Annotated in this window: 15 protein-coding genes; all 15 read left to right on the forward strand. The window is 44.7% G+C overall.

The genetic code is table 11. From position 1 onward, the window contains the following. The first annotated feature begins 43 nt into the window (after positions 1-43). The 15 genes from IM462_RS05410 (at position 44) to dnaG (ending at position 15271) form a co-directional block, all read left to right on the forward strand. Positions 44-328 (forward strand): Nif11-like leader peptide family natural product precursor, encoded by a 285-nt coding sequence (locus IM462_RS05410; RefSeq protein WP_002741693.1) that lies wholly within the window; start codon positions 44-46, stop codon positions 326-328. Between the two features lie 857 nt (positions 329-1185). Beyond that, positions 1186-1497: a carbon dioxide-concentrating mechanism protein CcmK gene (locus IM462_RS05415; RefSeq protein WP_002734613.1), complete on the forward strand. Its 312-nt coding sequence runs from the start codon at positions 1186-1188 to the stop codon at positions 1495-1497. Between the two features lie 66 nt (positions 1498-1563). After that, positions 1564-1905 (forward strand): carbon dioxide-concentrating mechanism protein CcmK, encoded by a 342-nt coding sequence (locus tag IM462_RS05420; protein ID WP_287714920.1) that lies wholly within the window; start codon positions 1564-1566, stop codon positions 1903-1905. Positions 1906-1937: 32 nt separating this feature from the next. Further along, positions 1938-2249, forward strand: coding sequence for a beta-carboxysome shell vertex protein CcmL (gene ccmL, locus IM462_RS05425; RefSeq protein ID WP_002741688.1), 312 nt, complete (start codon positions 1938-1940; stop codon positions 2247-2249). Between the two features lie 70 nt (positions 2250-2319). Next, positions 2320-4278 carry a RuBisCO small subunit-like domain-containing protein gene (locus tag IM462_RS05430; protein WP_287701850.1) on the forward strand — a complete coding sequence of 653 codons (1959 nt, stop codon included), beginning with the start codon at positions 2320-2322 and terminating at the stop codon, positions 4276-4278. Between the two features lie 131 nt (positions 4279-4409). Further along, positions 4410-5072, forward strand: a complete 663-nt coding sequence (gene ccmN, locus IM462_RS05435; protein ID WP_287701848.1) for a beta-carboxysome scaffolding protein CcmN — start codon at positions 4410-4412, stop codon at positions 5070-5072. Between the two features lie 550 nt (positions 5073-5622). Beyond that, positions 5623-7038, forward strand: a complete 1416-nt coding sequence (locus tag IM462_RS05440) for a form I ribulose bisphosphate carboxylase large subunit (protein WP_002753365.1) — start codon at positions 5623-5625, stop codon at positions 7036-7038. Positions 7039-7168: 130 nt separating this feature from the next. Beyond that, positions 7169-7567 carry a RuBisCO chaperone RbcX gene (gene rcbX / locus IM462_RS05445; protein ID WP_002732424.1) on the forward strand — a complete coding sequence of 133 codons (399 nt, stop codon included), beginning with the start codon at positions 7169-7171 and terminating at the stop codon, positions 7565-7567. Positions 7568-7582: 15 nt separating this feature from the next. Continuing rightward, positions 7583-7918, forward strand: a complete 336-nt coding sequence (locus tag IM462_RS05450; protein WP_002741682.1) for a ribulose bisphosphate carboxylase small subunit — start codon at positions 7583-7585, stop codon at positions 7916-7918. Positions 7919-8077: 159 nt separating this feature from the next. Next, entirely contained in the window at positions 8078-9304 is a 1227-nt protein-coding gene (locus IM462_RS05455; protein ID WP_287714924.1) for a helix-turn-helix domain-containing protein, read from the forward strand. Positions 9305-9348: 44 nt separating this feature from the next. Beyond that, the gene (locus IM462_RS05460) at positions 9349-9837 is read left to right on the forward strand and encodes a hypothetical protein (RefSeq protein WP_287714926.1); all 489 of its coding nucleotides are present in this window, start codon (positions 9349-9351) and stop codon (positions 9835-9837) included. A gap of 605 nt (positions 9838-10442) precedes the next feature. After that, on the forward strand, positions 10443-11009 hold the full coding sequence (locus IM462_RS05470) for a photosystem I assembly protein Ycf4 (protein WP_104395423.1): 567 nt from the start codon (positions 10443-10445) through the stop codon (positions 11007-11009). A 28-nt stretch (positions 11010-11037) separates the two neighbouring features. After that, entirely contained in the window at positions 11038-11775 is a 738-nt protein-coding gene (locus IM462_RS05475; protein WP_287701843.1) for a peptidylprolyl isomerase, read from the forward strand. A gap of 98 nt (positions 11776-11873) precedes the next feature. Further along, on the forward strand, positions 11874-12998 hold the full coding sequence (locus IM462_RS05480; RefSeq protein WP_287701841.1) for a beta-ketoacyl-ACP synthase: 1125 nt from the start codon (positions 11874-11876) through the stop codon (positions 12996-12998). A gap of 368 nt (positions 12999-13366) precedes the next feature. Continuing rightward, a complete protein-coding gene (dnaG, locus tag IM462_RS05485; protein WP_287701839.1) occupies positions 13367-15271 on the forward strand; it encodes a DNA primase in 1905 nt (634 codons plus the stop codon). Positions 15272-15414 lie beyond the last annotated feature (143 nt).

Genomic DNA, 15414 nt, shown 5'->3' on the forward strand with positions numbered 1-15414 from the left:
CCGCCGAGGCCAAACCTTTAATCATCAAAGGAAAAGTATTTATATGTCTAAAAATCAAGTGTTCGATTTCTTCGCCTTAGCCGCCAAAAACGAAGAATTAGGTCAAAAAATGCGTTCAACCCAAGATCCTCAGCAATTACTAGAGATAGCTCGCTCCCAAGGCTTCGATTTCTCCCGTCCGGAATTAGAAGCGGCACTTAAATCCTTGCACGAGAGTCCCGACTTTTTCCAAAAGTTAGCTCATGCAGTCTTAGAAGTTTTCAGCCCTAACCACGATAATTATCCCTCGATCGGTGTCCAACCCTACGAAGGCGAGATCGATCGCTAGAGTCAGTGATCGGTGATCAGTTACCAGTGATTAGAGGTGAGTTTTCGCTTCACTGATTACTGATCACTGAAAAAGGCTACCCGTCTCCCCAATTCATAAGGGAGCAGCCCACTAAGCATTTCGCATCTAAGTATAATTGCTTATGGCAAAAGTGGAATGCTCCCAATTCATAATTCATAATTCATAATTTATAATTCCCAGAACTACCGAAAAAGCTTGCCATCTAAGCATTTCGCATCTAAGTATAATTGCTTATGGCAAAAGTGGAATGCTCCCAATTCATAATTCATAATTCATAATTTATAATTCCCACTCCCCTCACCCCTCTACCCAACCCCAGCCGTATATAGTATAAAAAAATTATAAAAAAGCCGAAATCAGGGAAAAATAGGCTTTTATCTGCCAGTAAATCCAGCAGAGACAATTGAGCTGCCAAGAGAAAAGTTAAAGCGCAAATGCAGTCATAGCAAAGGTTTTAGCTGTCAATGTCCTGAGAATTGCTGAGGCTGATGAGCGAAGTAAAGGAATGATTAACTTTCATTAACCTGAAGATGAGAAATAATCATAATGTTTTATATTGTCAAAGGTGTCATAGTTTCCTATGCTTTTTTTAGGTTGATAATTTTGCCTGACTCGTCAAATTTTTACCAACCAGCCCTAGAAAATAAAATTAGTGGATGAAAACGGTCACGATCGAGATAAAATTTAGGATGGTCTTACCCCCACCTTGCCACGATCCCGACTGCCACCAAAGCTAGAGCAGGAAAAGTAACAAGGAAAGAATTTGACTGAAACAAAGTTGATAACGCTAACGAAATTAATAGTTTAGTTTGGCTTGACAAGCGAGGAACAAAAAAATGCCAATTGCAGTAGGAATGATTGAAACCCTAGGATTTCCCGCCGTTGTGGAAGCGGCCGATGCCATGGTCAAGGCCGCCAGGGTGACTCTAGTGGGTTACGAAAAGATCGGTAGTGGTCGCGTCACTGTCATTGTCCGGGGAGACGTTTCAGAAGTGCAAGCTTCTGTAGCCGCTGGAGTGGAAAACGCCAACCGGGTTAACGGAGGACAAGTGCTATCTACCCATATCATCGCTCGTCCCCACGAAAACCTCGAATACGTGCTGCCCATTCGCTACACCGAAGAAGTAGAGCAATTCCGCAGCTATTAAACACCGTTGATCGGGGTCAGCATCTATAGAGTCGAAGAAAGCCAACCATTAGGAGACAAAAATATTATGTCAATTGCAGTGGGCATGGTGGAAACCTTGGGTTTCCCAGCCGTCGTCGAGGCGGCTGATGCCATGGTGAAAGCCGCCCGCGTAACCCTAGTAGGTTACGAAAAAATTGGTAGTGGTCGCGTCACCGTCATCGTCCGGGGAGACGTTTCGGAAGTACAGGCCTCCGTATCGGCGGGGACAGAAGCGGCATCTAATCGTGTTAAAGGTGGTCAAGTCCTCTCGACCCACATCATCGCCCGTCCCCACGAAAACCTCGAATACGTTCTTCCCATGCGTTATACAGAAGCCGTGGAACAGTTTCGTGAAAGTGTTAACCCACAACCTTTAAGACGAATCTAGAGCGCAACTAACTTTTAGTGTAAACAAATTCCATGCAAATTGCCAAAGTTTGCGGAACCGTCGTTAGCACCCTGAAACCGCGCAGTATGACGGGAGTGAAACTTCTGCTTTTGCAATTCATCGACGCCCAAGGGCAACTTTTGCCTAAATATGAAGTAGCGGGTGATATTGTCGGAGCGGGGATTAATGAATGGGTGCTAGTGTCCCGGGGAGGAGCCGCCCGTATCGAAGACGGACAGAACAATCGCCCCCTTGACGCGATGGTGGTGGGGATTATTGACACTATAACCGTAGAAAATCGCACCCTCTACAGCAAGAGAGACGAATTTCGTCAATCCGGTTAAACATCGATAGAACCCAAACACAGTTAATTAACAACCAGCCAGCCAAATTCAGTATGGAGGAAGACTAACTATGGTCGTCCGCACAACGGCGGCTAGTCCGAAAAAGCGGACCAAATCCCCAGAGGAAACGCGCATAGACGAAAGTGCCAAAGTCCACACCTTCTCTAACCTCAGTGGCGCTATCGAGATCGGGGCGCGAGTGGTGATCGCTCCGGGGACTTCCATCCGCGCCGATGAAGGAACCCCCTTTCACATTGGCGACGACAGCAAAATTCAGGACGGGGCAATCATCCACGGTTTAGAAAAAAGCCGTGTGGTGGGAGATGACGGCCGAGAATATTCGGTGTGGATCGGCCGGGGCAGCTGCATCACCCACATGGCACTCATTCACGGGCCAGCCTATGTGGGCGATCGCTGTTTTATCGGTTTTCGCTCCACCGTCTTTAATGCCCGCATCGGGGCCGATTGCATCGTCATGATGCACGCCCTCGTTCAAGACGTGGAAATCCCCGCCGGTAAATTCGTGCCATCCGGTTCCGTGATCACCAGCCAACAGCAGGCTGATCGCTTACCCGATGTCACAGAAATCGATCGAGCCTTCACCCGTCACATTGTCGATATCGACCTCGCCCCCAGCGTCCCGGTCAAAGCCCACAGCCCAGCGACTCCTGCACCAGCAGCCGCTATAAACATCGCTAATGAGACGCTATATAGAAATTCGGTGACACCTATGAGTTTAAATACAAACATTCGAGCGCAGGTTCGCTCCCTCCTCTCCCAAGGCTACAAGATCGGCATCGAATACGCTGACAAACGCCGCTTTAAAACCAGTTCTTGGTTAAGTGCCGGCTTTATCGACGGTGGCCGCGAAGAACAGGTATCCCAATCCCTAGAAGCATCCCTGAGAGACCTGCAAGGCGAATACGTCCGCCTGATCGGAGTCGATCCCGCCGCTAAACGGCGCATACTGGAAATGATTATCCAACGCCCCGAAGACACCCCGGGAGAACCGGCCCGCACCACCACCGCCGTCCACGGCGGTCATGGCAACGGTAACGGCCATTCCGACCTGTCGGTACAAGTGCGTTCCCTGCTGGCCCAAGGACTGAAAATCGCCACCGAACACGCGGATAAACGCCGGTTTAAAACCAGTTCTTGGTTAACCGGACCGGCGATCGAAACCAAGAGCGAAGCGGGCATCATTCGCGATATTGAAGCGATCGTGACTGAAAATAGCGATGAGTATGTCCGCCTGATCGGGATCGACCCGCAAGCGAAAAAACGCGTCGTCGAAATGATTATTCACCGCCCCGGGAGCGCCCCCGCTAGTAACGGCAGCGGCAAAGCCAGCAGCTACAGCGCCCCCGCTAGTAACGGAGCCAGTCATAGCAGCAGTGGTAGCTTAAGTGGAGAAACGATCGCTCAAATTCGTTCCCTGCTCGCCCAAGGCTACAAAATCGGCACCGAACACGCGGATAAACGCCGGTTTAAAACCAGTTCTTGGCAGAGTTGCGCCCCGATCGAAAGCAATCGCGAATCCGATGTAATTACTGCTTTGGAAGATTGTTTACGGGAACATAGCGGCGAATACGTCCGCTTACTGGGTATCGATGCTAAGGCCAAAAAACGGGTTTTAGAAACGGTGATTCAGCGTCCCGATGGTTCGGTGAGTAGTAATGGCAGCAGTAAAACCGCCACCGTTGCTGAACCGAGTTTCAAAAGCTATGCTTCTGGTTCTTCTGGCGGCGGTACTGCCACTTTAACCAGTACCTTAACCGCAGAAACGATCACTCAAATTCGCTCTTTATTGAACCAAGGTCACAAAATCGGGGCCGAACACGCGGATAAACGTCGTTTTAAAACCAGTTCTTGGCAAAGCTGCACCCCGATCGAGAGCAGTCGCGAATCCGATGTGGTGGCCGCTTTAGAAACCTGTCTGCGCGACCATCAAGGGGAATACGTTCGTCTGATCGGGATTGACTCCCAAGCGAAACGTCGTGTTCTCGAATCGATTATTCAACGCCCTTAATTTCAGGACTCGGCGATCGGTGAAGGGAGATAGGTGTTAGGTGTTGGCAGACCGGGAAAAATACCGGAAACTCTAACCCCTACCCCCTAACCCCCGCTCACTGATCACTGATCACTGAATAACTGTCAATTATGTCCTTACCCCCCGTTCAACCTATTAGCCGCTCGGAATTCTATGTCAATGGTGATGTAACCATTGATGAGAGTGCGATCGTGGCTCCGGGGGTGATTCTCCGAGCAGCCCCCAATAGCCAAATAATTATCGGTGCGGGTGCTTGCCTGGGTATGGGAACAATTTTAACCGCCTATCAGGGTGTTATTGCTATCGGTGCGGGAGCAATTTTAGGTACAGGTGTTCTCGTCGTCGGTCGGGGTGAAATCGGTGAAAATGCCTGTATCGGGTCAACCACAACGATTTTTAATGCTTCTGTGGCAGCGATGTCGATCGTGCCGTCCGGTTCCCTGATCGGAGATACTTCCCGTCAAATTACCATCGAGGTGTCAGCGACCCCATCGGAACCGGAAAGACCCCCTTTACCGGAACCGCAACCCGTAGTCAGTCAAGTGTCCCCAGTGCCGTCAGTGGAGGAAGTGGTCTCCGAAACCGTGGCCAGTCCTTGGGATGGCGAGGAAATGGTGGCCGAGGCAGGTCCTACGGAAACCAGAGAACAAGCATCTACTACTAACCGACCGAATCAAGCATCGGTGGTCGGAAAGGTCTATATCAATCAGTTATTGGTCACGCTATTTCCAGAACGTCATCGTTTTAATGGCAACAATAACCATAATTCTTGAAGGGGAAAATAATCGTTCACAAGCCAAAAATCTCAACAATAATTACTGAGTAATTAGACCTAATTTATCTAGAGTTCACTGCTGTCTAACTGTCCTCTAGGTACTGGGTATAATTGCTTAGAAATCTAATTCATCTTTAGCGATTGCCGACATTTTTTGAGGTTGTAATTATTGATAATCTTCCTCAATTAAGGATTAGCTTTAATCGCTCAAAGCCTGATGAGCAGAAGTTTCTGCGTGTCAATCAGGTAAATTTTTGTTGATTTTTTTGTGTTTTTGTAGAGATTGTCAAAGTTAGATGACGACAGATTAAAGAAACTAATCCCCCCGAGAAAAAAAAACAATCAAAATTTTAGGGATAGAGAAAAAAAATGATCAGAATAGGGTAAAGTTCGTGTTAAGATGATCAGTTGAAAAAAACATTAGTGAAAATTGCTCCCTAACTTCGCTCCTAGCAGCAGGGGACAGGAGCTTAAGAAAAATCTATGTCGGTTGACGGCGAGATTTTACAGGTGCGACTAATCATGCAGTTTATGGAGGAATAATCCCAATGGTGCAAGCCAAATCCAAAGGTTTCCAGGCCGGCGTAAAAGACTACCGCCTGACCTACTACACCCCCGACTACACCCCCAAAGATACCGATCTACTAGCTTGCTTCCGGGTAACACCCCAACCAGGAGTTCCTCCTGAAGAAGCAGGTGCGGCGGTAGCGGCGGAATCTTCCACAGGTACCTGGACCACCGTTTGGACCGATAACTTAACCGACCTCGATCGCTATAAAGGCCGTTGTTATGATATCGAACCCGTACCCAACGAAGATAACCAGTTCTTCTGTTTCGTTGCCTATCCTTTAGATCTATTTGAAGAAGGTTCCGTCACCAACATCCTCACCTCGATCGTTGGTAACGTTTTCGGTTTCAAAGCTCTACGCGGTCTCCGTTTAGAAGATATCCGTTTCCCCGTCGCTTTAATCAAAACCTTCCAAGGTCCTCCCCACGGTATCACCGTTGAACGGGACAAATTAAACAAATACGGTCGCCCCTTACTCGGTTGCACCATCAAACCCAAACTCGGCCTTTCCGCTAAAAACTACGGTCGTGCCGTTTATGAATGTCTTCGCGGTGGTTTAGACTTCACCAAAGACGACGAAAATATTAACTCTCAACCCTTCATGCGTTGGCGCGATCGTTTCCTTTTCGTACAAGAGGCGATCGTTAAATCCCAAGCAGAAACCAACGAAGTTAAAGGACATTACCTCAACGTAACTGCTCCTACCTGCGAGCAGATGATGCAACGGGCTGAATTCGCTGCCGAAATCAAAACCCCCATCATCATGCACGACTACCTCACCGGTGGTTTCACCGCTAACACCACCCTGGCTAAATTCTGCCGCGACAAAGGGTTACTGCTCCACATTCACCGGGCAATGCACGCGGTTATCGACCGTCAGAAAAATCATGGTATCCACTTCCGCGTTTTAGCTAAGTGCTTACGTCTCTCTGGTGGTGATCACCTGCACTCGGGAACCGTTGTCGGTAAACTTGAAGGTGAACGCGGAATCACGATGGGTTTTGTTGACCTGATGCGTGAAGACTATGTAGAAGAAGATCGCGCTCGTGGTATTTTCTTCACCCAAGACTACGCTTCCTTACCCGGGGTAATGCCGGTTGCTTCTGGTGGTATCCACGTTTGGCATATGCCCGCGCTGGTGGAAATCTTCGGTGACGATTCCTGCTTACAGTTCGGTGGTGGAACCCTCGGCCACCCCTGGGGTAACGCACCTGGTGCCACCGCTAACCGTGTGGCTCTGGAAGCTTGTATCCAAGCTCGTAACGAAGGACGCTCCTTGGCCCGCGAAGGTAACGACGTTATCCGGGAAGCTTGCCGTTGGAGTCCTGAACTGGCTGCCGCTTGCGAACTCTGGAAAGAAATCAAATTCGAGTTCGAGGCTATGGATACCCTCTAATACAGCCCTTCAGAAGGTTGTTAGCAGTTATCGGTGCAAAATAATGCCGGGGACTTGCCCAAAATCGGCAAGCAGTCGCTAGAATTTCAACACTGATAACTGTCTAGCCAATAACTGAAAACTGTATAAAATGTATCCGAAAAAAGTTGTTCAAGATACCGCGAAAGTCTTACAAAGTTACCTAACTTACCAAGCGGTTCGCACGATTATCGATCAATTGTCAGAAACTAATCCGACTTTGGCTATTTGGCTGAGTCACTATACTTCTAGCCATTCCATTCAGGATGGCGAGGCCTATATTGCGGGGTTAATGACTGAGAATAAAGAGTTAGTTTTGCGGATCATGACGGTAAGAGAACATCTAGCCGAACAGGTTTTAGAGTTCTTGCCAGAGATGGTAAAAACGGGAATTATTAATGACAATACCGAACATCGTCGGCAACTTTTGGAACGTCTCACCCGTACTGCTATAAGTCAACCAGAGACATCGGAATTAAATCTCGATGTTGATGATCTACCCAACCCATAAGGAATCAAGAAACCCATGAAAACTTTACCTAAAGAGAAGCGTTACGAAACTCTCTCCTACTTGCCCCCCCTCACCGATCAACAAATTGCTAAACAAATTCAATACATGATCGATCAGGGTTATATTCCTGCTGTGGAATTTGAAAAAGATCCCAAACCCGCGGATTATCATTGGACGATGTGGAAACTGCCTTTATTCTCTGTTTCTGGCCCCCAAGAAGTTCTTAATGAAGTTCGCGAGTGCCGCACCGAGTATTCTGATTGCTACATCCGCGTTATCGCTTTTGACAACATCAAACAATGTCAAACCATGAGCTTTATTGTTCATAAACCCAACGCCGGCCGCTACTAATTTGGCTGTCATCTAATTATTAACTATTGAGGGGGGTTCTTAGACCTCCCTTTTTTTCTATTTGTCTGGTAGAATTTTTAGCAAGAGTGAATCCGAGCTAGAAATAGGGGAGCATCTCACCTTTAATTGAAATGACTATATAATTACTCACTTGCATAAATGAAATGCTCCCAATATAATGGGACTGGATTCCTGTTTTTCTCATTAGCGATGGCATTTGATTATGTAGTTTTAGGCAGAAAGCTCAAGGATGCGCGAGAAAGTCTTTCAATTACTCCGCAAGAGTCGGCATTGCGTCTTCAAATAAGTTTGCAGGAATATCTAGATATTGAAGAAGGCAGGAATAGAATTACTGGCGACCAGTTGGTGTTGTTATCTGTGATGTACCGCCGTGACTTCAGGTACTTAGTTACAGGCGACTACCCATCAGCAGAGTCCCAAGTTCAAGAAATATTTCGTCGCAACGCTGCCCTTTCCAAAAGCGATCGCATTGCTATTCAGGAATTTGTTCGGCTTTGTGAGTACGAAGATTTCCTAGAAAGGGAAGTATTTCAGCGTCAGCCTACAAAAATTCCTAATTACGCACAATATCCGTTTAATCATAGCTACTTCAAAAGACAAGGTGAAGAAGCAGCTTCTTTGGAGAGAGAACGTTTGGGTTTAGGGCAACAGCCAGTAGAAAATATATTTGAGTTAATCAGAAATCAAGGCATTCATATATTCAAACGTCAATTGGAAGATGAAAATATATCTGGACTATATATTAACCATCCGGTCGCTGGTCACTGTATTCTCATCAACTATCTTGATGATTTATACCGACAAAATTTTTCTGCCGCTCATGAGTACTGTCATGCTTTATTTGACTCTTCTGAAGGGCAGGAAGTTACATACTTAAAATCTTCAAATGATCGGTCTAAACTTGAGTGGAGAGCCAATAGTTTTGCAGGCAACTTTCTAGTTCCAAAACAAAGAATTGAGTCAGATTACTCACCCGCAGAAAGCTACGAAGCTTGGGTTAGTCTCATTCGGCAAATTGCTGAACGATTTCGAGTCAGTTCTCAAGTGGTAATTATCCGTTTATCTGATCTTAAATGGTTCAATGAAGCTTTAAAAGATCAATTAATGCAAGAAAAACTTTTGGTTATTAAACATGACGAGAAATTTGATCCTGAGACTCCACCGACGCTATCTTCAGGTATGCGAAGTAAATCTGCACAAATTATACGTCAAGGTTTATCCTGGCATTTCATTGATTTGTGTACGGAGGCATATAGAAGAGGAGAGATTACTCACCATAAGCTCCTAGATATGCTACTGCTACCTTTGGAAGATGGTTATCAGCTTCTAAATGAACTTCTAACGTTTTTGGAGGTCAGTAGTTAATGATGGGCGTAGTATCTATCGATACTTGTGCGATTATTCACTTCATGTACATTAATCGCTTTCATCTTCTTAAATTGCTTGGATACTCTGTGATTACTACAGTGTATGTTCAATTAGAATTTGAGCAGGGACATTCTGATAGTTTAAATTATTACAAAAAACTAATTGATTATGGTGAAATTACAACATTTCCTCTAGAGATCGAGGATTTAGTTGAGATGTCAAACGTCCCTCAATCAAAACGTGCGAGTGATGCAGAACTGTCCTGTTTTGTTGTCGCCAGACGTATCGGTGGCAAAGTGCTGACCGATGATAGAAAGGCAATAAATTATATTCGGCAACATATTCAAATGCCGAAAGATACTATTACTCAACTGGTGGAGGTTTTGATAGAAGCTTATTTAGCAGACCATTTAGGGGATCATGAGCTTAGATCAATTCAGGAAATTCTGGAGAATAATAAGTTCAAAATTAAGTTCGACTTAGATCGTGAGGCAGCAAGGAGAAGATGGATGATGGATGAGAAGTGTTGAACGATAGTGAGGTTTCCAAGGCACTGCGTAGCAGCACGCCGCTATTACCTGGTGCTTTAATAAAATGGGTTCTTCGGTTTGTCTTATGCAATGGACGAGGGTTATAAGGGATGGAACCCTTATAGAGAAAGGCATTTAGCGATTTTTGTCAATTGTTTTTGATCTAGAGCGAACTAATCAATTAAATCTTTTGCCAGATAAGGATTTAGTCGATTTACGCCACCCTATCGAACCATACCAAGTAACGAAGAACCATAAAATGTAACGCACCTTGTCTGTGGGGTGCTAAGTTAACATCAACATAGGAATTATAATTATTATTAGACTTCCCCCTTGACAAAAGACCATAACCCGTGCTGTATCTGAATGTGCCGTTACTGGGTACAAATTAAGGAAACCCCGAATAAATATAACGCATGATTGTTGCCGAGGAGAATTACGATTAGGGAATTTTCCCCTAAACTTCCCCCACTCACCTATAAGTAAATATTATGACAAACATGGGTACACTCAGAAAAATCAACGGCTGTATCCCTGGGGCGGGGTTGGGGAAGTGGCGAGAAAAAAGCTGGTAAAATAACTCTAGGCAACCTTAAAAAGAATTCATGAAAGCGCAAACAACAAGTAAAGATAGCCTGATCCTACGGCAAGAAGTAGTGGGAGCGCGTCGCCCTAGTAACTATTTTTGGGCTGTAATCGTCTCTATTGGCGGTCTAGGGTTTCTCCTTGCCGGTCTTTCCAGTTATTTTAAGGTCAATCTACTTCTCGTTAGCGATACCAGTGCCTTACAATTCATTCCCCAAGGGGTCGCCCTCCTCTTTTATGGCACTGCGGGGACCCTTTTAGCCATCTATCTCTGGTTATCTCTCCTCTGGAATGTCGGAGGTGGTTACAACGAGTTTAATAAGGAAACCGGCAAAGTTAAAATCTTTCGTTGGGGCTACCCCGGCAAAAATCGTCGCATTGATCTCGATTGGCCCCTGGAAGATGCGCAAGCTGTGCGGGCCGAAGTGCGAGAAGGACTCAACCCGAAACGGGAACTATTCCTACGGATTAAACAGCGTCGCGATATCCCTCTAACTCGCGTCGGTGATCCCATGTCCCTCTCGGAATTGGAAAATCAAGGAGCGGAACTCGCTCGTTTTCTGGAAATTCCTCTAGAGGGATTGTAGGCCTTTTTTCGCTCTTTTTGGCTATAAAATGATGAAGATAAGAAAATCTGGCTGGCTGTCTGTGGTTTGTGTTTTTTTAATCACAACGACCACACTTTTCGGCTGTTCTTCCCCAGAAGCTAACTCCACCCCCGATAATTCTAGTATCACCCAAACCTCTCAACCTGCCAGTTCGGGCAGTGTCAACATGGATAATTACAAACCCCGCTTAGATGGAACTGCTGTCGTCGAGATGATCATCAAAGGTAAACCGGTAACGATCGAAATTGATGGCAATGCGGCCCCAGTTACTGCCGGTAATTTTGTGGATCTGGTGGAGAGAGGTTTTTATAATGGTTTAACTTTCCATCGCGTGGTTACAGAACCGCAGCCTTTTGTCGCCCAAGGTGGTGATCCCCAAGGTCGCGGAACCGGTGGTTTTGTTGATCCAGAAACCAAGCAACCTCGTTATGTTCCCCTAGAAATTCTCCTTAAAGACGAAAAAGAGCCGATTTATGGGAAAGCAATCGGTCAACAGGCCACGTCGCGCACTCCCATCGTCGCTTTACCCCATAAACGCGGTGCGATCGCGATGGCCCGTTCTCAACAACCTAATTCCGCTTCTTCTCAGTTTTATTTTGCCCTGTCGGATATCAATTTCCTCGATGGTGATTATGCCGTTTTTGGTTATGTCACTAAGGGAATGGAAGTGATCGATACGATTAAACAAGGGGATAAAATTGACTCGGCCAAAGTTATTTCCGGTGCAGAAAATCTGAAAAAATAGCCCTCAGATTGGGTGGGTTCGCGGGACGATAATTTAATGTTCGCCGTCACCCACCCAATCATTTAATATTCCGATAACTGATAACTGATAACTGATCAATGAATGTTGTGGTGACGGGAATTGGGTTGATCAGTTCTCTGGGAAATTTAAGTCAGAGTTGGCAAAGATTACTAGAGGGCAAAACTGGTATAACTAGACAACAACCCTTTTCTGATTTACCCGCGTTACCCCTGGGTTTAATCGGTCACAAACCAGCATTTTTAGAGGATTTAACCAAAATTGCCCTGATTGCTGCCCTCGAAGACGCGAAGTTAACCCCTCCCTTAAAGGATTGTGCTGTCACTATCGGTTCTAGTCGCGGTTGTCAGGGTTTATGGGAACGGATGGCAGCGACGGGAATAGTAGAAAACTGGTTAGATAGTTTACCCGATCGCGCCTCGGTATTGACCGCTAGATTGATAGAAACCAGCGCCCCAGTCTTAGCACCCATGGCGGCCTGTGCCACGGGCATCTGGTCGATCGCTCAGGGTATAGAATTAATCAAAATGGGAGAATGCGATCGAGTTTTAGCCGGGGCGATCGAAACTCCGATCACTCCCTTAACTCTGGTGGGATTTGAACAGATGGGAGCTTTGGCGAAAACGGGCTGTTATCCTTTTGATAGAGCTAGGGAGGGCTTAGTTTTGGGCGAAGGTGGCGCAATTTTAGTCCTTGAATCGGAAGAACTGGCTTTAAGCAGAAATGCCCCCATCTACGGGCAAATTTTGGGCTATGGTTTTACCTGTGATGCCGATCATGTTAGCGCCCCGGCGGTCGATAATCGTAGTGCTACCAAAGCCATAGAACTATGTTTGCACAGAAGTCAATTAAGAAAAGATGAAATTAATTACATTCACGCCCACGGCACTAGCACCCGTTTAAACGATGAACGGGAGGCAAACCTGATCGCCAGCATTTTTGGTTCGCAAGTGGCTGTAAGCTCGACAAAAGGCGCAACAGGACACACTTTAGGGGCTTCGGGGGCATTAGGTGTGGCTTTTTGTTTAATGGCTCTGAAAAATCAGCTAATTCCCCCCTGTGTCGGTGTGCGCGAGTCGCCTTTTCAATTAAATTTAATTAGATCGGCTGTTAATTTTTCCCTGCACAATTGTCTCTGTCTTAGTTTCGGTTTCGGAGGACAAAATGCAGCCATCGCAGTGGGGAAGTTTTTCAGTGATCAGTAATCAGTTCTTTTCCTGCCCGTCTCTGCATTTCTTTTTAACAAAACTTAACAATTATTGGCAAAATTTTGCTTGCTTTTGTCGGGAGATTTTGAGATAATATTTTTAAAAGATTTTATTCATAATTGAAATATTTGAGTTAAACGGGATTTGCACAGATTACCATTATAAGAAAAGCGTAGCACAAGCCCCCGCCAAAGTCAAGTCCTTTCTTATTACTTATGGGTGCGAATTTCCGGGAGTCAAAAAGGGTGTTAGTGGGGGTGGTAGGTGTTGGGGAGATTTTTCAGTGATCAGCTTTAATACTGCTCACTTAATATATACTGCTCACTTAAAACTCACATCTGACTCCTGACTGCTGATAACTGATTATGGATACACCGAGACTACATCCAGATACGATCGAAGAAGTTAAACAAAGAATTGATATTGTGGATTTAATTTCCGAGAGAGTCGTCCTCAAAAAAAGGGGAAGGGAATACGTCGGTTTATGTCCCTTTCACGAGGAAAAATCCCCTAGTTTTACGGTTAGTCCTGCCAAACAAATGTATTACTGTTTTGGCTGTGGTGCGGGGGGAAACGGGATTAAATTTTTCATGGAAGTGGGGAAACAATCTTTTAGTGAAGTGGTTTTCGATCTTGCTAGAAGGTATCAAATCCCGATTAAAACTCTAGCAGTAGAACAGCGTCAGGAATTAGAACAGAAATTATCCCTCAAAGAACAATTATACGAAATAATGGCCGTGGCGGTGAGTTTTTATCAACACGCCCTTAGTCAACTCCAAGGGGAAAAAGCGTTAGATTATCTCAAGGTACAACGACAACTAACCCCAGAAACTATCACAACTTTTCAACTGGGATATTCTCCAGAAGGTTGGGAAACGCTCTATCGTTATTTAGTGGAACAAAAGCGCTATCCTGTGGCTTTAGTGGAACAAGCGGGATTAATTAAAGCGCGTCAAAATGGTAGTGGTTATTACGATCAATTTCGAGATCGTTTAATGATTCCTATTTTTGATAGTCAAGGACGGGCGATCGCTTTTGGTAGTCGCACTTTAGGTAATGAACAACCAAAGTATCTAAATTCTCCCGATACTCCTCTATTTGAAAAAGGAAAAACTCTCTTTGCTCTCGATCGAGCTAAACAGGCAATTATTCAGCAAGATTTAGCGATAGTTGTCGAGGGTTATTTTGACGCAATCGCTCTCCATGCTGCTGGTATTACTAATGTGGTTGCCTGTTTAGGAACAGCTTTAAGTCAAGAGCAAATTAAATTACTTTTGCGCTACAGTGAAAGTAAACAAATAATCTTTAATTTTGATGCTGATCAAGCGGGAATTAAAGCGACACAAAGAGCGATCGAGGAAATTAACTCCCTAGTTTATTCAGGACAAGTTAACCTAAAAATCCTCAATCTTCCCGATGGTAAAGATGCCGATGAATTTCTTAAATCTCGTGCTGACGGATATCTTAGTTATCGAGAACTGATCGAAAAATCTCCTTTTTGGATTGATTGGCAAATATCGCAAATGTTGGTGAACAAAGATTTAAAACAGGGACTACATTTTCAACAAGTGTCTAGCAGTATGGTGAGTTTACTGCAAAAGTTAATCGATGGCAATCAACGCACTTTTTATCTAGATTATTGTGCTGAAATTTTGGCTCAAAAAGATGCTACTCGTTTGCCATATATTTTAAAAAATCTCTCTAAACAGGTTAATAAACCTCGGTTCGACGAAGCTCACCGTCCACAGGGAAAATCTCTGGCAATCAAGAGGAAAAGCATCTTAGATAAATCCGAAAAAAACGGCTCAGAAGCAGCCGAATGGTTACTATTATTAATCTATCTCCATTATCCTGAATATCGGGAAATAATTTTAGAATCTTTGGATGAAAAAGATTTAATTTTTAATGTCCCTGATTATCGTTGGTTATGGCAAGTAATTCTAGAGTTAGAAACCCAAATTACTAAACCAAGAGATTTGATGTCAGCTTTACAGAATCATTTATTGATGATAACTACAGACAAAAATCGTGATTTCAATTCTTTATTTCACTTAAATGAACATACCAGTCAAGAAATATTTCAGCCAGAAGAACAGATAAAAAATGCTATTATAGCTCTGGAAAAAATTAGTTTAATGGAATATCGTCGCTACTGTCAAGAACAATTAATTAATGCTCTCGACAGCAATCAACGGGAATTTTATCAGCAGGAATTCTATCAAACTGTTAATAAATTAATCGCAATTGATCCTCACTACCAACAAGCTTAAGTAGTTAGGTGTTAAAAACTGTCAGACACCCCCCTTATCAAGCTATCCCTTATAGGGATCTTTCTTAACAATTTTTGCAGTAAGCACTCCAACCCTTATCCTGACTTGATTTCAGTTTTTTCTTTGTCAGTAAGGGTGTCAAC

The sequence above is a fragment of the Microcystis sp. M144S2 genome (assembly GCF_020246065.1).
Lineage (GTDB): Bacteria > Cyanobacteriota > Cyanobacteriia > Cyanobacteriales > Microcystaceae > Microcystis > Microcystis ichthyoblabe_A.

Coding starts and splice junctions, on each gene's coding strand:
- IM462_RS05475 (WP_287701843.1), top strand. CDS start 11,038: ATGATGAAGATAAGAAAATCTGGCTGGCTGTCTGTGGTTTGTGTTTTT.
- ccmL (WP_002741688.1), top strand. CDS start 1,938: ATGCAAATTGCCAAAGTTTGCGGAACCGTCGTTAGCACCCTGAAACCG.
- IM462_RS05470 (WP_104395423.1), top strand. CDS start 10,443: ATGAAAGCGCAAACAACAAGTAAAGATAGCCTGATCCTACGGCAAGAA.
- ccmN (WP_287701848.1), top strand. CDS start 4,410: ATGTCCTTACCCCCCGTTCAACCTATTAGCCGCTCGGAATTCTATGTC.
- IM462_RS05450 (WP_002741682.1), top strand. CDS start 7,583: ATGAAAACTTTACCTAAAGAGAAGCGTTACGAAACTCTCTCCTACTTG.
- IM462_RS05420 (WP_287714920.1), top strand. CDS start 1,564: ATGTCAATTGCAGTGGGCATGGTGGAAACCTTGGGTTTCCCAGCCGTC.
- dnaG (WP_287701839.1), top strand. CDS start 13,367: ATGGATACACCGAGACTACATCCAGATACGATCGAAGAAGTTAAACAA.
- IM462_RS05440 (WP_002753365.1), top strand. CDS start 5,623: ATGGTGCAAGCCAAATCCAAAGGTTTCCAGGCCGGCGTAAAAGACTAC.
- IM462_RS05430 (WP_287701850.1), top strand. CDS start 2,320: ATGGTCGTCCGCACAACGGCGGCTAGTCCGAAAAAGCGGACCAAATCC.
- IM462_RS05480 (WP_287701841.1), top strand. CDS start 11,874: ATGAATGTTGTGGTGACGGGAATTGGGTTGATCAGTTCTCTGGGAAAT.
- rcbX (WP_002732424.1), top strand. CDS start 7,169: ATGTATCCGAAAAAAGTTGTTCAAGATACCGCGAAAGTCTTACAAAGT.
- IM462_RS05455 (WP_287714924.1), top strand. CDS start 8,078: ATGAAATGCTCCCAATATAATGGGACTGGATTCCTGTTTTTCTCATTA.
- IM462_RS05415 (WP_002734613.1), top strand. CDS start 1,186: ATGCCAATTGCAGTAGGAATGATTGAAACCCTAGGATTTCCCGCCGTT.
- IM462_RS05410 (WP_002741693.1), top strand. CDS start 44: ATGTCTAAAAATCAAGTGTTCGATTTCTTCGCCTTAGCCGCCAAAAAC.
- IM462_RS05460 (WP_287714926.1), top strand. CDS start 9,349: ATGTACATTAATCGCTTTCATCTTCTTAAATTGCTTGGATACTCTGTG.